21 protein-coding genes and 2 tRNA genes are annotated in these 19,167 nt (G+C 45.1%); 20 read left to right on the top strand and 3 right to left on the bottom strand.

All coding sequences use genetic code 11. From position 1 onward, the window contains the following. The first annotated feature begins 5 nt into the window (after positions 1-5). From secA2 to rsmA, 15 genes are all read left to right on the top strand, one after another. Positions 6-2,390: an accessory Sec system translocase SecA2 gene (gene secA2 / locus H7T92_RS04835; protein WP_080934963.1), complete on the top strand. Its 2,385-nt coding sequence runs from the start codon at positions 6-8 to the stop codon at positions 2,388-2,390. A gap of 11 nt (positions 2,391-2,401) precedes the next feature. Beyond that, positions 2,402-3,916: an accessory Sec system glycosyltransferase GtfA gene (gene gtfA, locus H7T92_RS04830; RefSeq protein WP_201037231.1), complete on the top strand. Its 1,515-nt coding sequence runs from the start codon at positions 2,402-2,404 to the stop codon at positions 3,914-3,916. After that, positions 3,900-5,255: an accessory Sec system glycosylation chaperone GtfB gene (gene gtfB, locus H7T92_RS04825; RefSeq protein ID WP_201037230.1), complete on the top strand. Its 1,356-nt coding sequence runs from the start codon at positions 3,900-3,902 to the stop codon at positions 5,253-5,255. Before gtfA ends, gtfB begins: the two co-directional genes overlap by 17 nt. Further along, positions 5,248-5,439 carry an accessory Sec system protein Asp4 gene (gene asp4, locus H7T92_RS04820; protein WP_080978547.1) on the top strand — a complete coding sequence of 64 codons (192 nt, stop codon included), beginning with the start codon at positions 5,248-5,250 and terminating at the stop codon, positions 5,437-5,439. Before gtfB ends, asp4 begins: the two co-directional genes overlap by 8 nt. A 1-nt stretch (position 5,440) precedes the next feature. After that, a complete protein-coding gene (gene asp5 / locus H7T92_RS04815) occupies positions 5,441-5,665 on the top strand; it encodes an accessory Sec system protein Asp5 (protein WP_201037229.1) in 225 nt (74 codons plus the stop codon). Positions 5,666-6,020: 355 nt separating this feature from the next. Then, positions 6,021-6,914 (top strand): TDT family transporter, encoded by an 894-nt coding sequence (locus H7T92_RS04810; protein WP_201037228.1) that lies wholly within the window; start codon positions 6,021-6,023, stop codon positions 6,912-6,914. Between the two features lie 85 nt (positions 6,915-6,999). Further along, positions 7,000-7,677 (top strand): CPBP family intramembrane glutamic endopeptidase, encoded by a 678-nt coding sequence (locus H7T92_RS04805; RefSeq protein WP_201037227.1) that lies wholly within the window; start codon positions 7,000-7,002, stop codon positions 7,675-7,677. Between the two features lie 78 nt (positions 7,678-7,755). Next, positions 7,756-8,097, top strand: coding sequence for a ribonuclease P protein component (gene rnpA / locus H7T92_RS04800; RefSeq protein ID WP_003002960.1), 342 nt, complete (start codon positions 7,756-7,758; stop codon positions 8,095-8,097). 1 nt (position 8,098) lies between these two features. Further along, positions 8,099-8,914: a YidC/Oxa1 family membrane protein insertase gene (locus H7T92_RS04795; RefSeq protein WP_003015944.1), complete on the top strand. Its 816-nt coding sequence runs from the start codon at positions 8,099-8,101 to the stop codon at positions 8,912-8,914. Between the two features lie 15 nt (positions 8,915-8,929). Continuing rightward, positions 8,930-9,877 (top strand): RNA-binding cell elongation regulator Jag/EloR, encoded by a 948-nt coding sequence (gene jag / locus H7T92_RS04790; protein WP_201037226.1) that lies wholly within the window; start codon positions 8,930-8,932, stop codon positions 9,875-9,877. 75 nt (positions 9,878-9,952) lie between these two features. Further along, entirely contained in the window at positions 9,953-10,582 is a 630-nt protein-coding gene (locus H7T92_RS04785; protein WP_061605003.1) for a hypothetical protein, read from the top strand. A 147-nt stretch (positions 10,583-10,729) separates the two neighbouring features. After that, positions 10,730-10,864 carry a 50S ribosomal protein L34 gene (rpmH, locus tag H7T92_RS04780; protein ID WP_003003086.1) on the top strand — a complete coding sequence of 45 codons (135 nt, stop codon included), beginning with the start codon at positions 10,730-10,732 and terminating at the stop codon, positions 10,862-10,864. 125 nt (positions 10,865-10,989) lie between these two features. Further along, complete coding sequence (locus tag H7T92_RS04775) at positions 10,990-11,760, top strand: TatD family hydrolase (RefSeq protein ID WP_201037225.1); 771 nt, start codon at positions 10,990-10,992, stop codon at positions 11,758-11,760. Beyond that, the gene (gene rnmV, locus H7T92_RS04770; protein ID WP_201037224.1) at positions 11,732-12,331 is read left to right on the top strand and encodes a ribonuclease M5; all 600 of its coding nucleotides are present in this window, start codon (positions 11,732-11,734) and stop codon (positions 12,329-12,331) included. Before H7T92_RS04775 ends, rnmV begins: the two co-directional genes overlap by 29 nt. A 45-nt stretch (positions 12,332-12,376) precedes the next feature. Then, the gene (gene rsmA, locus H7T92_RS04765; RefSeq protein ID WP_021153984.1) at positions 12,377-13,252 is read left to right on the top strand and encodes a 16S rRNA (adenine(1518)-N(6)/adenine(1519)-N(6))-dimethyltransferase RsmA; all 876 of its coding nucleotides are present in this window, start codon (positions 12,377-12,379) and stop codon (positions 13,250-13,252) included. Between the two features lie 43 nt (positions 13,253-13,295). On the opposite strand, the gene H7T92_RS04760 is transcribed toward rsmA, so the two are convergent. The 3 genes from H7T92_RS04760 to H7T92_RS04750 form a co-directional block, all read right to left on the bottom strand. After that, positions 13,296-13,384, bottom strand: a tRNA-Ser gene (locus tag H7T92_RS04760). 4 nt (positions 13,385-13,388) lie between these two features. Continuing rightward, a tRNA-Leu gene (locus tag H7T92_RS04755) sits at positions 13,389-13,471 on the bottom strand. 90 nt (positions 13,472-13,561) lie between these two features. Further along, entirely contained in the window at positions 13,562-14,479 is a 918-nt protein-coding gene (locus H7T92_RS04750) for a CPBP family intramembrane glutamic endopeptidase (RefSeq protein ID WP_118095588.1), read from the bottom strand. Between the two features lie 308 nt (positions 14,480-14,787). Here H7T92_RS04750 and rsgA point away from each other — a divergent pair, with 308 nt between their 5' ends. Genes rsgA through H7T92_RS04725 form a run of 5 tightly spaced genes read left to right on the top strand, consistent with a single transcriptional unit; the run spans position 14,788 to position 19,148 of the window. Then, positions 14,788-15,666 (top strand): ribosome small subunit-dependent GTPase A, encoded by an 879-nt coding sequence (gene rsgA / locus H7T92_RS04745; protein ID WP_201037223.1) that lies wholly within the window; start codon positions 14,788-14,790, stop codon positions 15,664-15,666. 14 nt (positions 15,667-15,680) lie between these two features. After that, on the top strand, positions 15,681-16,340 hold the full coding sequence (rpe, locus tag H7T92_RS04740; RefSeq protein WP_201037222.1) for a ribulose-phosphate 3-epimerase: 660 nt from the start codon (positions 15,681-15,683) through the stop codon (positions 16,338-16,340). Then, the gene (locus tag H7T92_RS04735) at positions 16,333-16,965 is read left to right on the top strand and encodes a thiamine diphosphokinase (RefSeq protein WP_201037221.1); all 633 of its coding nucleotides are present in this window, start codon (positions 16,333-16,335) and stop codon (positions 16,963-16,965) included. The genes rpe and H7T92_RS04735 overlap by 8 nt, the downstream gene beginning before the upstream one ends. Position 16,966: 1 nt before the next feature. Next, the gene (locus H7T92_RS04730; protein ID WP_201037220.1) at positions 16,967-18,217 is read left to right on the top strand and encodes a DNA recombination protein RmuC; all 1,251 of its coding nucleotides are present in this window, start codon (positions 16,967-16,969) and stop codon (positions 18,215-18,217) included. Beyond that, the gene (locus H7T92_RS04725; protein WP_037608119.1) at positions 18,204-19,148 is read left to right on the top strand and encodes a 3'-5' exoribonuclease YhaM family protein; all 945 of its coding nucleotides are present in this window, start codon (positions 18,204-18,206) and stop codon (positions 19,146-19,148) included. Before H7T92_RS04730 ends, H7T92_RS04725 begins: the two co-directional genes overlap by 14 nt. The last annotated feature ends 19 nt before the right edge of the window (positions 19,149-19,167 follow it).

Below are 19,167 nucleotides of genomic sequence, written 5' to 3'. Positions count from 1 at the left end.
AGAGGATTACATTGGATTACGTTAAATTAAGAAACATCAAAAAAATCTTAAAAGAAGTCAATAGCTGGAAGGATGACATGGCCCGCTTGACGGATCGACAACTACAGGAGAAAACTGTGGAATTTCGGGAACGTCTAGCTAAGGGTGAGACCTTGGATGATCTCTTGCCGGAAGCATTTGCGGTTGCGCGTGAAGCTGATAAACGGGTCTTGGGCATGTTTCCTTATGACGTGCAAGTCATGGGAGGTATTGTCCTCCACCAAGGCAATGTCGCTGAAATGAATACTGGTGAAGGGAAGACCTTGACGGCAACTATGCCGGTTTATCTCAATGCCTTAGAGGGCAAAGGGGTCATGGTTATTACGACCAATACCTATCTGGCAACTCGGGATGCAGAAGAGATGGGACAGGTCTACCGCTTTTTGGGCTTGACTGTTGGAGTTCCCTTGAAACAATCAGAAGACGAAGAATTAGATCCAGAAGTCAAACGGGAGATTTACCGGTCAGATGTCATTTATACGACCAATACCAGTCTAGGCTTTGACTATCTCACAGAGAACTTGACGGCTTCGGCAGATGGCCAGTTTTTGGCAGACTTCAATTACGCCATTGTCGATGAGATTGATTCGGTGCTTCTAGATAGTGCTCAGACTCCCTTGATTATTTCTGGTTCTCCTCGGGTCCAATCCAACCTATATGGGATTATTGATACCCTGATCCAAACCTTCAAAGAGGGGGAAGACTTCAAGTTTGATGAAGAAAAGAAACGGGTTTGGTTGACTCGAAAAGGAGCTCATGCAGCAGAAGCCTTTCTAGCCATTCCCAACCTCTATGATCCCCAATACCGTGACTTGGTCCGCCATATCAGCTTAGCCCTGCAGGCCAATAAAAACTTTATTAAGGATAAGGATTATGTCATCCATCCCAATGTCGAAGGGCAACCGGAGATTGTCTTACTAGACCAGGCGACGGGGCGCTTGATGGAAATGACCCGTTTGCAAGGAGGACTCCACCAGGCGATTGAAGCCAAAGAGGGTCTCAAGCTCACCCAAGAAACACGGGCCATGGCTTCTATTACTTACCAAAACCTCTTTAAGATGTTTCGGAAGTTGGGTGGCATGACTGGGACTGGGAAGGTCGCTGAGGCAGAGTTTCTTGATACCTATGCCATGTCAGTGATCAAGATCCCAACCAATCGCAAGAAGATCCGCAAGGATTTGCCAGATGAAATCTATCAGACCTTGCCAGAGAAAATCGTGGCTTCTCTGGATTATGTGAAGAAGGTCCATGAAAAGGGTAATCCGATTCTGGTCTTTGCCGGATCCGTTGAGATGTCGATTCTTTACTCGAATCTTCTTTTGCGCGAAGGGATTCCTCACAATCTTCTTAATGCCAACAATGCTCCTCGAGAGGCCCAGATCATTAAGGAATCAGGTCGCAAAGGAGCCGTGACGGTTGCGACCTCAATGGCCGGTCGGGGAACCGATATCAAGTTGGGACCAGGAGTCGCTGAGTTAGGTGGCTTGGTGGTTGTTGGGACTGAGCGGATGATGAACCAGCGGATTGACCTTCAAATTCGTGGACGTTCAGGTCGTCAAGGAGATCCCGGTTTGACCAAGTTCTTTGTCTCTTTAGAAGACGATTTGATGAAAAACTGGGGACCAGACTGGATCCAGGATACCTATCAAGACTATGATGTGGATGAGCGGATTGGTTCAGCCAAAGCTCTGACCAAGCGCAAGTATAGAAACTTGGTGGAACGGGCCCAAAATGCTAGTGAAAGTTCTGGTCAGGCCAGTCGTCGGATGACACTAGAATTTGCGGAAAGCATGAATATTCAGCGTGCCATCGTCTACGAAGAGCGCGACCGCTTGATTAAACAAGAAGGACGCTTGGATGATATCGTTGAAAAAGTGCTTCGTTCCGTCTTTTCAAGTGTAGCCCATAAAAAAGAATACAAGGAACCGGTAGCTTTTTATCGCTATATGTTAGACAATGTGAGCTACCAAGTAGATCCGGAAAAGGCCCACCAAACCTTCCGTAGCAAGAAAACCAAAGAGAATTTCTTATGGGAGATTGCTAAAAGCGAGTTGGAAGCTAAGTATGAGATCTTAGGCACCGATGAGGTGATCGCCCAATTCCAGCGCATGGCCATCCTAAAAGCTATCGATGAAAACTGGGTCGAGCAGGTAGACTATCTGCAACAATTGCGCATGGCGCTCTCTGGTCAGTACACCAGTCAGAAAAACCCTTTGGTAGAATTTTTCCAAGAAGCCTACCAATCCTTTGAACGAATGAAAGAGGCGGCCAAAGAACAAATGGTCCGCAATCTCTTACTAAGTCGAGTAGAAATCAATAAAAAAGGGGAAATTGTCTTGCATTTCCCATAAAAGAGGACATTATGACAGTATACAATATCAACCTTGGAATCGGTTGGGCCAGCAGTGGTGTTGAGTATGCCCAGGCCTACCGTGCCCAGTTGTTACGCAATATCCATCAACCAGCCAAGTTTGTTTTTATGGATATGATCTTAGCCGATAATATCCAGCATTTAACAGAAAATATCGGTTTTAAAAATGATGAAATCATCTGGCTCTATAGCCATTTTACAGATATAAAAATTGCGCCAACGACCTATACCATTGATCAGGTCTTAGCAGGTTTTGCCGGAAAACCGACTCGGGAAGAAGTCGACGGCAAGATCAAGCGCTTCTTTTATGAGGACCAGGACAATTTTTTGACCTGCTACCTGCGCGAAGAAAACAGTCCTTATGTCGAACGCTGCGAGTACGTGTCTAGAGGGATTTTGGTGAGAAAGGATTATTTCTCCTATACCCGCTATTGTACCGAGTACTTTATTCCTAAGAACAATCAAGCCAACTTGATTGAGCGCCGCTTTTACAATGAAGACGGGACGGTTGCCTACAGCATGCAGATGGCGGATGGCCGCGAAATCTATCGTTTCCCAGATCGCTATCTAGTTGGTCGCCAAGAATTGATCCGCTACTTCATGCAAACCCTTCAATTGACCAAACAAGATCTGGTGATTTTGGATCGGGAAACCAATATCGGTCAGCCTATCTTTGAAGAAGCGCAAAAAGCCCGCCTGGGTGTGGTCGTCCATGCAGAGCACTTCAGTGCCAATAATGTTGACGATCAGTATATCCTGTGGAACAACTACTACGAGTACCAATTTACCAATGCTGACAAGGTGGACTTCTTTATTGTTGCGACCGACCGTCAAAAAGAAATCTTAGCCGAGCAGTTTGCCAAATACACCAACCATCAGCCAGCCATCTATACCATTCCAGTTGGGAGTCTTGCAAACTTGCCACAAAATGAAAATCGCACCCCATTTTCTATGATTACCGCCTCTCGTTTAGCGACAGAAAAACATATTGACTGGTTGGTGCGAGCAGTGGTTCGTGCCAAAAAAGAATTGCCAGAACTGTCTTTTGACATCTATGGAAAAGGTGGAGAAGAAGGCAAGTTGCGTTCTCTGATTGATGAATTGGGAGCAGCAGACTATATCCACCTCAAAGGGCATGCCAATCTAGAGGAGATTTATAAGAACTATGAGGTTTACCTGTCAGCATCGACCAGTGAAGGTTTTGGGTTGACCTTGATGGAGGCGATTGGTTCTGGACTTCCGATTATCGGTTTTGATGTTCCTTATGGCAACCAGACCTTTGTCACAGAAGGCAAAAATGGCTATCTCATTCCGCCTTCAGCAGACCAAGTGGTTGACCAGATCGCTGCTGCCTTTGCGGAAAAAATGATCCAGCTATACAAAAAAGATGATCTAGCCAGCATGCGTCAAGCATCTTATGCGCGTGCAGAAGACTTTTTGACCAGCCGAGTAGAAGAAGCTTGGGCACAATTGATAGAAGAGGTGACACATGCTGAACGTATTTGATAGTTATTCTCGTGAAAGCCAAGACCTGCTCCACTCCATGAAAGAGTCTGGCTTTGACCACCCGACCGTTGTTTTGGAGCCAAATGGTTTCTTACCAGACGGTGTCGAGTCTCCCTTTATCTATTTCTTAGGACAAGCAAAAGGGGAGAAGCGGGGACGCTACTTTAATGAAGTTCCAGTGCCTGATTTCTGGGAAGTTTCTGGGGATAACAGTTCGGGGAAAGTGACCTACTATGGTCAGGAAAAAGCTCGAATTGTGTACCATGCTGCTTCTTATAAACGCATCGTCGAGCGCATAGAGTGGCTGGATGATAAGGGGCAAGTAGTCATGATTGAGCACTATGACCAATACGGTCGTAAGATAGCTGTAACGACTTGTGGTGATCAAGGTCAGCATTTGGTGACCACTTATTTTGAAGGGGATATCGAGCGCTTGACAGAGAATCACCAAACAGGGGATTTGATCTTGACCTTGGACCATCAACCTATGCGGATTTTCAAGAATCGCTTAGATTACTTTGTCTTTTATCTAGAGTATCGTGGTTTTGATCTAGATGGTTTGGTCTACAATACGCTGGCTACCTCCTTTAGCATTAGTCTCCAACTGGGCAATAAAGGCATCAAAGGGCACGACGTCTTGGTGTGGCAAGAGCCTCTTCACGACAGCCTTCCGGGCAACATGCAGTTGATTCTAAAGAGCCCAGGAATCCGGACTAAGAAGATCTTGATTCCTCAAAACGAGACTTATCATCGTGCTTTGCAGTTGACCTCGCAAGACCAGCATAGCTATTTTGGTCCCCTTGGCTACCTGTATGATTTCAAGGTGAAAGACGATATCCGTAAAGACGCCTTTGTCTTGACCAATTCGGATCAGATCGAAGCCTTGACCTATCTAGTAGAGAACTTGCCAAATGTGACCTTCCGTGTAGCAGCTTTGACGGAGATGTCTGCGAGCCTCTTGTCTATGGTCCGCTACCCAAATGTGGTCTTGTACCAAAATATCAGCCAAGAGCGGATCAAAGAGTTGCTTAAGGTCTCTAGTATTTATCTGGATATCAACCACTATGCAGAGGTGCAAGGCATTGTCCGCAAGGCCTTTGAACACCAGCAAGTCATCCTTGCCTTTAGCCATACCCTGCATGACCGCCACTTCCTCGCACAAGCCAATATCTTTGACCAAGGAAAAGAAGCGGATATGGTGGCCCGTATCCAGGAAATCTACCAATCTGTAGATAGCTACAGAGAAGCAGTCGCGCAACAAATTGCCCAATCAAGTAGTGTCGAGCCAGCTGTTTTCACAGCTCGCTTACAAGAAGGGATCGGTGGACAAGGTGAGTGATCGTAAGAAAGATTTATTTTACAAAGAAGTAGAAGGACGGATGGAGTCTCTCAAACGCCGTCCTTCCGAAAAAGAAAAGACGACGCGTTCCGAAAAGATCAATGTTACCTTTAATGTGATCATTGGTTTGGTGATTCTGCTGGGAGTTATTTTTACCCTCTTGAGAGTGTTAGGAGGATCCTAAGATGGAAATGGTATTTGCAATCCTCATCTCGATTTTATCTCTAGCTCTGGTGGTTCTCATTACCCTGCAACCTCGCCAACAACAATCGCTCTCAACAGATGCAACCAGTAACTTAGGGAAGCCAAGTTATTGGCGCTCCCACCGCGGGCTCAAGCTAGCAACCCTTGCCGTTAGTATCGTCTTTCTCTTATCCTTGTTTCTTTATATGATGGTCGTACAGGCCTAGTGTCTAATAGAATGTAATCCACCTGTTTATTACATAATGCAACCTAAATGATACTTAAGAAATTAAATAAATATCAACTATTAGGCTCACTTAGACATCTATTGAAACTTTCCGCCGTGAGATAAGTGCTAGAAACATTCTTGTTTCTAGCACTCGGGAGTTTTGGAACCTTAGGTCCAAAACTAAGTCATGGAACTTCCTCGAAGTTCGCTGACGTCCGTACTCACCTAAGGAAAGTTTCTAAGGTGACTCTATCTATAATTTGAAAGAAGTTGGAGAATACCAACTTCTTTTTTTATCATGCTTCCTTCTCTTTTATGGTATACTGAAAGCGATAAAATAATTGGAGCTTCCGATGAAAAAGATCCCCTTAGTATTTTCAGGCTGTCTGTTAGGACTAGTTGGCGCTGGAAACCTTCTTGCAGACTCTCTACCCATTCTTGCCCATGCCTTTAGTTTGACAGGTTTGTTCTTCTGGTTTTTCTTTTTAGTCTATCATGCGATTCGCTGGCAAGAAACCAAGATAGAACTCCAACAGCCAGCTCTGTTATCTGGGATGGCGACCTTTCCCATGGCAGGGATGATTCTATCCACCTATCTTTTTCGCCTCTTTCCCGCCTTTGGAGGTCTATCTCAGTTGGTTTGGTGGTCAGCCTTTCTCTTGGATCTTTGCTTGATTCTTTATTTTACCAAGACCCATGTCATGGTGCGTCCAAGAGCCAATGCCACTCCGAGTTGGACCGTTCTCTATGTGGGCATTGCAGTAGCAGCCTTGACCTACCCTGTTGTAGGAATCAGAGAGATTGCTTATCTCGCTTTAGTGATTGGTTTTGGTTTGACCTTTCTTCTCTACCCAGTCATTTATTTTGATGGGAAAAAGCAGCCCTTACCCAATCATCTGCTAGGGCAAGAAGGCATCTATTGTGCTCCATTTTCCCTTCTTTTAGCAGCCCTGGTTCGTGTGGGTGGAGCAAGCCTTCCTACCTGGTTCTTACTGATCATGGTGATGGCCTCGCAAGGGTTTTATTTCTTTGTTTTGACGCGCCTGCCAAAAATGATCAAAGAAGGTTTTCAACCCGCTTTTTCAGCTCTTACCTTTCCAACGGTCATCACAGCGACCTCTTTAAAAATGGCCCAAGGCTTGTTGCAACTGCCCTTCTTGACAGTTCTTGTATGGATGGAAACTCTTCTTTGTCTCTTGATTCTAGTCGCTGTCTTAGGAGGTTATGTAGCTTATCTTAAAGAGTAGAAAGGCATCCTTTTTCATTGAAACCTTGTCACGATTATGGTAAGATGCACTATACGATTTGTCATACTCTATAAGAAAGGTCTCTATGAAATTCATCAAAGGAAAGCTCTCACTGCTTTATCCCCTCTTTCTGCTCTTGTTTTATTTTTATATCCGGCCTCAGTTTCGCCCCTTGGCCCAGTATGTCTCTACTAGTCTAGCAAGCGCAAATAGCTATTATTGGACCTTATTTGGCCTAGAAGGGCTCTATGCAACCTTTGCAGGATTTTTGGTCTATCGTTTTTCTAAAAAAGCGCAGTTTAAGCTGGGGAAAAACCCTCTTCAATCTCTGATGGAAGCCATTTTTGCAGCCTGTTTGGTTTACTGGTTGGACTACTTCATCAGTGGTTTTGTCCAAGGACGAGCAGCCGTTTTGAGTCTCTTTCCACGGAAAATTAGCCCCACAGGAGTGCTTATACTGGTGATCGCAATGGTCGTCATCCGGCCAGTGACAGAAGAGCTGATCTTTCGTGGAGCCTTGGTGAATGCCTACTTCAAAGGCTGGAAACTCTATGCTGAGATTTGGCTTCCAGCCCTCATCTACAGTGGCTTGCATTTTCTCCACAATCCCTTTTCGCTAGGAGCTTCTATCATCTATCTCCTGCCGAGTGTGATTTTTGGGATCCTGTATTATCGGAGTAAGACGCTCCTTGCTCCTATTTTGGCTCATATCTTGCTCAATCTCTACTACACCTTACCTTTACTTTTATCTGTATTTAAGTAGCAACCGATTTCCTGAGTGAGATTGGTTTTTTTTGAAAATATGGTATAATAGAATAAATTTAAAAGAGGGAGTTGAGGTTTGAAAAAAAGCTACCGCGTCAAACGTGACAAAGATTTTAATGCTATTTTTAAAAGTGGTCAAAATGTTGCCAATCGGAAATTCGTTGTTTACCGCTTGCGCAAAGACCAACCGCATTTTCGAGTCGGCCTGTCTGTTAGTAAGAAACTGGGAAATGCTGTGACCAGAAATCGCATCAAACGTTTGATTCGCCATGTTTTGATCAAACACCAAGCCTTCCTTACGACCGATGATTTTGTTGTCATTGCTCGTAAAGGAGTGGAGGAGCTCGACTTTCATCAAGTAGAGAAAAATCTTGTACATGTCTTAAAATTAGCGCATGTCTACCAAGAAAGGGAATAATGTGAAAAAGAAACTGAAGTTAACTGGATTATTAGGAGCGGCCTTATTGGTCTTGACAGCTTGTGGAACCTCTCAAGTGACAGCTCAGTCGACAGGTGGTTGGGAACGCTTCGTCTACTTCTTTGCAGAAGCCATCCGCTTCTTGTCCTTTGGCGGAAGTATCGGTGTAGGGATTATCGTCTTTACCATTGTCATACGGACGGTCCTCTTGCCCCTCTTCCAATATCAAATGAATTCAACCCGCAAAATGCAGGAAATTCAACCCCTCCTCAAGGAATTGCAAGCTAAGTATCCTGGGAAGGATCTTGATAGCCGGACCAAGCTTTCCGAAGAGATGCGGGCCCTTTACAAGGAAAAAGGCGTCAAAACATCTTCAGCCTTCCTTCCTCTCTTGATCCAGATGCCGGTCTTGATGGCCTTGTTCCAAGCGCTGAGCCGTGTCGAATTCCTTAAAGTCGGTCATTTCCTCTGGTTGGACCTTGGCGCGATTGACCCGACTTATATCTTGCCGGTTCTTGCAGCACTCTTCACATTTTTCAGCAGTTGGTTGACCAATAAAGCCATGCCAGAGCGTAATGGTAGTGCGACAACCATGATGTATGTGATGCCTGTGATGATCTTCTTCTTTGCCTTGTTCTCAGCCAGCGGGGTCGCACTATACTGGGTGACGTCCAATGCTTACCAAGTCGGGCAAACCTATCTCTTGAACAACCCCTTCAAGATTATTGCAGAGCGTGAAGCAAAAGAACAAGCTTCGCGCGACATGGAAAAACAAAAACGCCGTGCCCTAAACAAAGCACAGAAAAAGAAAAAATAAGAAAGAGGTGGACATATGGTCCTATATACTGGAGCAACTGTTGAAGAAGCGATTCAAAAAGGTCTGAACGATTTAGATATTCCTCGTATGAAGGCACATATTACGGTTGTAGCGCGTGAAAAGAAAGGTTTTCTTGGCTTGTTTGGGAAAAAACCAGCCCAAGTAGAGATTGAACCCATTGCAGAAACAACTGTTGTGAAAGCCAATCAAAAAGCTGTCAAAGGTGTCCCAGATGAGATCAATGCACAAAACGAACCGGTTAAGACAGTGAGCGAAGCAACGGTCGATCTCGGACGCGTCGTTGCAGCGATCAAAAAGGTCGAAGAAGAAGGAGAAGTTGTCTCTGAAGAAATCAAGACCGAAATCCTGAAACATGACAAAGAAGCAGATACCGTTCTTGAAGAAAAAGGGCATGAACATATCCTTGAAAAAGTCAAAGAACCAGCGGCAAAAGAATCAAGCGAGTCTGATTTCTCAAACCTAGGTATCGAGGTAGAGGAAAACTACAACATCGAAGAAGTCGTAGCTGATGTGACAGCCTATGTTCAAACAGTGGTCGATGAAATGGATGTGGATGCGACCATCTCAAGCAGTCACAACCGCCGTACGGTCAATATGCAAATTGATACCAATGAGCCAGGACGTGTCATTGGTTATCACGGAAAAGTCTTGAAGGCTCTTCAACTTTTGGCGCAAAATTACCTCTATAACCGCTACTCAAAGAATTTTTACATTACCATTAATGTGAATGACTATGTAGAACACCGGGCAGAAGTTCTTCAAATCTATGCTCAGAAGTTGGCAACGCGTGCTCTCGAAGATGGGCAAGCCCAACAGACAGATCCGATGTCAAACAGTGAACGCAAAATCATTCACCGTATCGTCTCTAAGATGGAAGGAGTCACTAGCTACTCTGAAGGGGAAGAACCAAACCGTTACGTGGTGGTAGACATCGAAGGATAATCTAGTTATTATTTTCCATAAGGGAGAGACGGGATTGAGCCGATCTCTCCTTTTTTAGGTTTAGAAAGGAAGCAGATGGCATTTGCAGCGATTCGAGATTTTTTAAAGCTTCAAGGAATTCACTACCAGGCCCCAGCAAAGGCTGGGGTGCTAGCATCGGAGATGGAGCAGTATCGTGCCCTAGCTCAAGCGGCTCGTAAGGAATTCACCGATTTGGTCTCGGCCTTTCAGCAGCGTCACCCTTACTTGGAGCAGGACCGGACTAGCCAATGGATGAACCAGGCCCAGGTCTTGCGGCCTCATTTTTGGGCCTATCTAAAAGGAGAAGGGACGATGGCAGAGCCCATGTTTGCCTTGAGACTTTATGGAGATGCAGCCGATTTTGGTGTTTCCTTAGAGGTGAGTTTTATCGAGCGAAAAAAAGATGAAGAGAGCCTTCAAAAGCAACACAAGGTTCTCACCCTTCCTATCTCTCAGCCAGTTTATTATTTCGCCCAGAAAAATGGGGAGAGTCAAAGGGTAGAAGGAACAGAAAAGAATCGCCATGATCTGTTGCAAGCAGTAGCAGAAGGGGTGGTTCGTAAGGTCCTCGTCAAATACGATGTTTCTCTAGTCGAGGAAGATTCTCTTGAGGATATCCTGGATCAGTTGCAAAAGGCGCTGGTGGCTCTGGAACCCTATTACTTGGCAACCCGTCAGGTGTAGAAAGGTGTTCTCCGACCTGTATTTGCAACAATTTTGCCATAGCTATTGACAAATAGAGTCGAATCCGATAGAATAGTAAAGTATGTTTAGTAACTGATCACAACTAGCCGGCTAAACGAATACAAAATCTATGAGGAGGTATTCATCGTGAAACGTACTTATCAACCAAGTAAACTTCGTCGTGCGCGCAAACATGGTTTCCGTCACCGTATGGCAACTAAAAATGGTCGTCGCGTATTGGCAGCTCGTCGTCGTAAAGGACGCAAAGTTTTGGCTGCCTAATTCAGATAAAAACCTAAAAACCAGTAGAAACTCGAGACTACTGGTTTTTGTTTTGTCCGAAAGTGAATTTAGAGGCGCTTTCTGCTATAATAGAAAGAAGAAAAACTCGGAAGAAAAGGAAGATCATGCAGATTTTTGATACCCACACCCATCTCAATGTGGAAGAATTCGCAGGAAAAGAACAAGAAGAGCTCGACTTGGCCAAGGAAATGGGTGTTGTAGCCCACAATATCGTTGGTTTTGACAAACCGACGATTGAGCGTGCCATGGAGTTGGCAGACCAGCATCCAGAACTCTATCTCACGCTTGGTTGGCACCCCACTGAGGCGGGAGATTATACTCCTGAAGTGGAGGCCTATTTACTTGAACAGCTAAAACATCCTAAAGTTGTCGCACTCGGAGAAATCGGTCTGGATTACCACTGGATGACGTCACCAAAAGATGTCCAAGAAAAGGTTTTTCGTCGTCAGATTCAATTGTCTAAGGACTTGGACTTGCCTTTCGTGGTGCATACGCGTGATGCTCTCGAAGACACTTATGCCATTATCAAGAGTGAAGGAGTGGGGCCTCGCGGTGGGATCATGCATTCTTTCTCAGGAAGTTTAGAAGAAGCGAAACGCTTTATGGATCTGGGAATGATGATCTCTTTTTCTGGAGTGGTGACGTTTAAGAAAGCCACAGATGTCCAAGAAGCAGCAGCTGGCCTGCCGCTCGATAAGATCTTGGTTGAAACAGATGCACCCTATCTGGCGCCAGTTCCCAAACGTGGTCGGGAAAATAAAACAGCCTACACTCGTTATGTAGTAGACTTCATTGCAGAACTACGTGGCTTAACAACAGAAGAAGTGGCTCAGGCAACCTATGACAATGCAAGAAAGGTATTTGGCCTTGACTGAGAAAAGAAAAATACCAGAAGTGATTGTCGTGGAGGGCAAGGACGACACAGCCAATCTCCGTCGTTTTTATGAGGTGGATACCTATGAAACACGAGGGTCTGCGATTGACCAAGATGACTTGGAACGAATTGCTACCTTGCAAGAATTGCGTGGGGTCATTGTTTTAACCGATCCAGACTATAATGGCGAGCGGATTCGCAAAATCATCATGCAAGAGGTGCCCCAGGCCAAACATGCCTTTTTAAATCGTGGTGAAGCAGTCCCCAAATCCAAGACCAAGGGGCGTTCCTTGGGAGTGGAGCATGCTAGCTTTGAAGACTTAGAAAAGGCCCTGGCTGGACTCGTGGGCTCCTATGAAGATGAGACGTTCTTTGATATTACCAAGTCAGACTTGATGCGTCTTGGGCTGTTGATGGGAAGCGATAGTCGCAAACGACGGGAATACTTAGGAGAAGCCTTGCGCATTGGTTACTGCAATGGCAAACAACTGATCAAACGCTTGGAGTTGTTTGGAATCAGCTTGGCTGAGGTTGAGGATGCTATGGCAGGCTATTCAGATGCCAAGGACTAGCTAGAGGAGCTACCTCTAGTGTGTATGAAATAGAAAAGAGAAAACATGAGAATTGCAGATTATAGCGTGACCAAGGCAGTGCTGGAGCGTCACGGTTTTACCTTTAAAAAATCTTTCGGACAGAACTTCTTGACCGATACCAATATCCTTCAAAAAATTGTGGACACTGCTGAGATTGATAAGCAGGTCAATGTTATCGAAATCGGTCCCGGAATTGGAGCTTTGACTGAGTTTTTGGCAGAAAATGCCGCAGAAGTCATGGCCTTTGAGATTGATGACCGTTTGGTTCCTATCTTAGCGGATACCTTGCGTGATTTTGACAATGTCACGGTTGTCAACCAAGACATCCTCAAGGTAGACCTCAACCAGTACATCGCAGAGTTTAAAAATCCAGAGCTTCCGATCAAGGTAGTGGCCAACCTTCCTTACTACATCACGACTCCCATCCTCATGCACTTGATCGAGTCTAAAATTCCTTTCCAAGAATTTGTGGTCATGATGCAAAAAGAGGTAGCAGATCGCATCTCAGCTGAGCCCAACACCAAGGCTTACGGGTCTTTGTCCATTGCAGTCCAATACTATATGACGGCTAAGGTGGCCTTTATCGTGCCCCGCACCGTCTTTGTGCCAGCGCCAAATGTCGACTCGGCCATCCTCAAGATGGTGCGTCGCGAAGAACCGGCAGTGGCCGTCAAGGATGAAGATTTCTTCTTCTCTGTCAGCAAGGCTAGCTTTGTCCACCGCCGCAAAACGCTTTGGAACAACTTGACCAGTCGCTTTGGCAAGACCGAAGAAATCAAAGCCAAACTAGAAGTAGGGATCGAAGCTGCAGGCCTGCAACCATCTGTGCGAGGAGAAGCTCTTAGTTTAGAAGACTTCGCCCGCTTAGCAGATGGCCTTCTAGAAGCAGGAATAAAATAACAGAAAAGCCATAGGTTATTACCTATGGCTTATTTGCATCGTAAGGAAAGGACGGGATTTGAACCCGCGCGTGAAGAAAATCCACTTGCCGGATTTCGAGTCCGGTGCCGTACCGAGCTGGGCCACCTTTCCAAGATGCGGAGAAAGGGATTTGAACCCTCACGCCCGAAGGGGCACATGCGCCTGAAGCATGCGTGTCTGCCGTTCCACCACCTCCGCATAGTTCTATTATACACTTTTTAGGGAAAATGCCAAGGAAAAAAAGGAACAGGGAGCCTACAGATGGCTCCTGTTCCTTTTATCCATAGATCATTTCAATGCCGCAGGATATAGGCTCTCTTGCTCCTTGGAGGTATCTTTGAGGATAAAGATGGCCCATAAAAGAGCTAAGATGCAGACCACTAATCCCGGGATGCCCCCTTCAGGACCGAATTCACCACCAGTGATTAAGGTGTGATTTGAAGTTGTGAAGTACATCAAGGATGATTCGCTGTCAAAGCCGCTGACATGAAAACCATAGACATTTCCCATCAGGAAATTCCAGGCAAAGTGGAAGCCACAAGGTCCCCAAATATTCCCGCGTTTCAGGGCATAGACTGCTGTAAAGACTCCAAAGAAGAAGAGATGAACAGTAGAGAACCAAGAAGCACCGTTGTTATTCATATGGAAGTAGGAGAACATAGTAGCTGAGATCAGGATAGCTAGAAGGGCATTGGTATGGTAGGAGATAGTTGGAATCAACCAACCACGGATATAAATTTCTTCTGCCGCAGTTTGGAAAATATAGCCGATCAAGACCAAAATCCAAGACACAAGAAATGGCATACTAAATTGAATGCGATGGAATGTGGCATTCCCTGTGACTAAAAAGACGATCAAGACTGTTGTGATCATGATGCCTCCCACAAGGCAACCTTTGGCGAATTCAGAAAGCCCATTTCCTTTGGAAAATCCCATGGTTCGAATAGGTCGCTTTTCAATCAAGCGAACCCAAAGGAAGAAGGCGATGATGGTATAGAGGAAGGACCAGAGGTCAAGGATGTTCCACCAGTCTGGGATCCAGTGTTGTTTATTGAGAAAAAAGCTAGTCGATGCCGTGCTAACAGGGGACATGTACTCTGTGATGTAATACAGAATAAACGGAGCCAAAAACCAGGGTGTCAGAAATTTTCCCTTTTTGATATTGGCAATCAAGGGATTCTCTTTAGAAAGAAAAGAAAGACTCATAAAGAACCTCCATCTAAAAACGTAGAACAAAGAAACAGCTTTCTTTGTACAGCAAGTAATCATTGAAACAAGGCGCTTCTTGATGTCACTTCCTTTCTGCGTTCTTGTTTCGAGCTTCCCACAAGCAACTTATTTATGAATGTTTTCACATTTATTATACCTAAATTAGGAAGCGGTTACAATGCCCCTATCTTTATTATCCCTAAAAATTTTACTGAAACTAGTTCCAGATTTTTCTTATTGAGCAATCCAGCCTTATTTCTCATTTTTTGGTATAATAGATAGTATTAATCTCAAAGGAGTGCGATTTGCAAGGAACAATCGTCAAGGCCTTGGCTGGCTTTTACTACGTGGAGTCAGACGGTCACATTTACCAGACACGGGCTCGTGGAAATTTTAGAAAAAAAGGACAGACTCCTTATGTGGGGGATCAGGTGGAGTTCTCTGCTGAAGAGAATTCAGAAGGCTACATTTTGAGCATTGCTCCTCGAAAAAATAGCCTCGTGCGCCCTCCTATTGTCAATATTGATCAGGCAGTAGTCATCATGTCAGCTAAGGAGCCGGATTTCAACGCCAATCTTTTAGACCGTTTTCTGGTTCTTTTGGAGCATAAGGGGATTCATCCCATTGTCTATATTTCAAAACTGGACTTGTTAGAAGATATGGAAGACATCCACTACTACCAAGGAATCTATCAGGCTATTGGCTATGATTTTGTCTTGTCGATTGAGGAACTCTTGCCCCTTTTGACCAATCAAACCACGGTCTTTATGGGACAGACCGGTGTAGGAAAATCGACCTTGCTCAATAAAATTGCTCCGGATCTGGAGCTTGAAACGGGTGAGATTTCAGATAGTCTGGGGCGCGGTCGACACACGACCCGAGCTGTCAGCTTTTACCATTTAAATGGAGGAAAGATCGCAGATACGCCAGGCTTCTCCTCCCTCGATTATGAAGTGACAACCAGTGAAGACTTAAATCAAGCTTTTCCGGAGATCGCCGATGTGAGCCACTCTTGTAAATTTCGTACCTGTACCCACACGCATGAGCCAGCTTGTGCGGTGAAACCAGCCGTTGAAAGAGAGAAAATTGCACCTTTCCGTTATGAGAATTACTTGCAATTTCTAAGTGAGATTGAAAACCGTCGCGAAACCTATAAAAAAGTTTCGAAAAAAATGCCAAAATAGGAGACACTACAACGATGAAAACAATGAAAATTGCACCCTCAATTTTGAGTGCAGATTATGCCAATTTTGAAAGTGAATTGAAACGCTTAGAAGCAGCAGGAGCTGACTATGCCCATATCGATGTCATGGATGGCCATTTTGTGCCCAATATCAGCTTTGGAGCTGGTGTCGTAGAGAGCATGCGTCCACATAGCAAGTTAGTTTTTGATTGCCACTTGATGGTCACCAATCCTGAACACCATATCGAAGAATTTGCCCGTGCAGGAGCTGATATCATCAGCATCCATGTGGAAGCTACTCCCCATATTCACGGAGCTCTTCAAAAAATTCGTCAAGCGGGTGTGAAGGCTAGTGTCGTGATCAACCCAGGGACTCCTGTAGACAGTATCAAACATGTCTTGAACTTGGTGGATCAAGTCTTGGTTATGACCGTTAATCCAGGATTCGGTGGCCAAGCCTTCTTGCCTGAAACAATGGACAAGGTGCGCGAATTAGCCGCTCTTCGTGAAGAAAAAGGCTTAGACTTTGATATCGAAGTGGATGGTGGAATTGATGACCAAAGTATTTCGCAAGCCAAAGAAGCCGGGGCCAATGTCTTTGTAGCAGGCTCTTATGTCTTTAATGGAGATGTTAATGAGCGCGTTCAAACGCTCCGAGATGCTGTAAATGGATAACATTGCAATACTGGCAGGAGGTGACAGCACGCTCTTGCCAAAAGATCATGACGTTTATGTAGGCGTTGATGGTGGCTGTTTGAAGTTACTGGAAAAAGGTCTGCCTTTAGATATAGCTGTGGGGGATTTCGATTCCGTCTCTGAGACCGATTTGAATAAGATCCGTACCCAAGCCAAGCAGGTTGTTCAGTCCGTTCCTGAAAAGAATGATACGGATTTGGAATTGACCTTGAAAGCGGTCTTTGAGGCCTATCCAGAGGCTGCTGTCACTGTTTACGGTGCTTTTGGTGGTCGCTTGGATCACTTTTTGTCCAATATCTTTTTGCCGACCGATCCAGACCTAGCTCCCTACATGGACCAGATCCAATTAGTCGATGGTCAAAATCGCTTGATCTACAGACCAGCTGGTTGCCATGAGATTCAGCCAGATCCAGCCATGTCCTATGTTGGTTTTATGCCTGTCGGACAAGGTCATCTAGAGATCACAGGGGCCAAGTATCCGCTCCATCAGGAGAATTATTTTTTGAAGGCCATGTATGGCTCCAATGAATTTTTGGATCAACCGATTCAAGTGAGTCTTGACCGTGGCTATCTTGTCATTGTTTATAGTAAAGACAGAGGTTAATATGAATATCATTCTGCTTCTGATTGGCCTGCTCAATCTGGGCCTCCTCATCTATTTCTTGCAACGGTCAGATGATACAAGACCGGCTTTACGAGAGATGCTGGAAGACCATGAGGATCATTTGACAGACCAGTTGGACTATCGTTTTGAAAAAGAAAGACAAGCAAGCCAGATTGCCAATCAGCAGTTAGAGATCGCCCTGACAGATCGCTTAACCGAGATGCGAGTGGAGATCCACCAGCAGACGACGGCTCTGCGCGCTGAGATGAATGAGCACTTTACTAAAAATCGGGACAAAACAGATGAGCGCATGCGCCAGATCCAAGAGTCCAATGAAGTGCGGCTAGAACAGATGCGCCAAACGGTAGAAGAAAAATTGGAAAAAACCTTGCAGCACCGCTTGCAGACCTCCTTTGAGACGGTTTCAAAACAATTGGAGTCGGTCAACAAAGGGCTGGGAGAAATGCAGACGGTGGCGCGGGATGTCGGAACCCTTAATAAAGTTCTCTCCAATACCAAGACGCGTGGGATTATGGGCGAATTGCAACTGGGCCAAATTATTGAAGATATCTTGACCCCAGCCCAGTATGAGCGGGAGTTTGTCACCGTTCCCCAATCCAGTGAGCGCGTGGAGTATGCCATTAAGCTTCCAGGGCAAGGAGAGGAGCCAGTCTATCTGCCAATTGACTCTAAATTCCCACTGGAAGACTACTATCGTCTGGAAGAAGCTTATGAATCAGGAGAGAAAGAGGAGATCGAGCGTTACCGCAAGGCCCTTCTTGCTAGTATCAAGCGTTTTGCTAAGGATATCCAACAAAAATACCTCTTTCCACCAGCGACAACGAATTTCGGAATTCTCTTTTTGCCAACCGAAGGCCTCTATTCCGAAGTGGTTCGCAATCCAGAATTCTTCGATGGCTTGCGTCGGGACGAACAAATTTTGGTGGCTGGTCCAAGCACCCTATCAGCCCTCTTGAACTCCTTGTCTGTTGGCTTTAAAACGCTCAACATCCAAAAGAGTGCAGATGACATTAGCAAGGTGTTGGGATCGGTCAAATCAGAATTCCATAAGTTTGGAGGGATTCTGGCCAAGACTCAGCGCCATTTAAAGAATGCTTCCAATAATATTGATGATTTGCTAACCAGACGGACCAGTGCCATCGAGCGGACACTCCGCCAAATCGAAAGCGATGAGGACCTGCTGGGACTAGATGTATATATAGAAGATGGAGAAGATGATGGTCAAAATTAACCAAATGAAAAAAGATGAATTGTTCGAAGGATTCTATTTGATCAAGTCAGCAGAAGTGCGTCAAACGCGGGCCGGGAAAAACTACCTCGCCTTTGTCTTCCAGGATGAGACCGGTACGATCGAAGGCAAATTATGGGATGCCCAACCTCACAATGTAGAGAGTTTTATGGCTGGGCGCGTGGTCCATATGTCTGGACGTCGAGAAGTTTACAATAATACTCCGCAAGTCAACCAATTGAACATGCGTTTACCTCAAGCAGGTGAGCCCAACAATCCAGCAGACTTCAAGGAAAAACCACCAGTAGATCCCAAGGAATTGCATGAATATTTGTCAAACATGATTTTCAAAATTGAAAATCCAGTCTGGCAACGGATTGTCCGGGCCCTCTATGGGAAATATGAGAAAGAGTTTTATAGTTATCCAGCTGCTAAGACCAACCACCATGCCTTTGAAGCAGGCCTTGCTTATCATACGGCAACCATGGTCCGCTTGGCAGATAGTATCGGCGATATCTATCCTCAGTTGAATAAGAGCTTGCTTTTTGCAGGGATTATGTTACACGATTTGGCCAAAGTGATCGAGTTGACGGGACCTGAAAATACAGAATACACTGTTCGGGGCAACCTCATCGGCCACATTGCACTCATCGATGAAGAAATCACCAAGGTCTTGCAAGACTTGAAGATTGATGATCAAAAAGAAGAAGTCATCGTCCTTCGCCATGTGATCTTGAGTCACCATGGTTTGCTCGAATACGGTAGTCCTGTTCGTCCAAAGATCATGGAAGCAGAGATTATTCATATGATCGATAATTTGGATGCAGAAATGATGATGATGACAACAGCACTTGGCTTAATTGGTCCTGGCGAGATGACCAATAAAATCTTTGCTATGGAAAATCGTTCCTTCTATAAACCGAATCTCGACTAGTAAAAACAGAGATAAATAC

Origin of the sequence: Streptococcus parasanguinis (genome assembly GCF_016648855.1) — a bacterium.
Classification (GTDB): domain Bacteria; phylum Bacillota; class Bacilli; order Lactobacillales; family Streptococcaceae; genus Streptococcus; species Streptococcus parasanguinis_L.
Note: the sequence above shows the minus strand (reverse complement) of the source record. Positions and strands in the feature narration are given on the sequence as shown.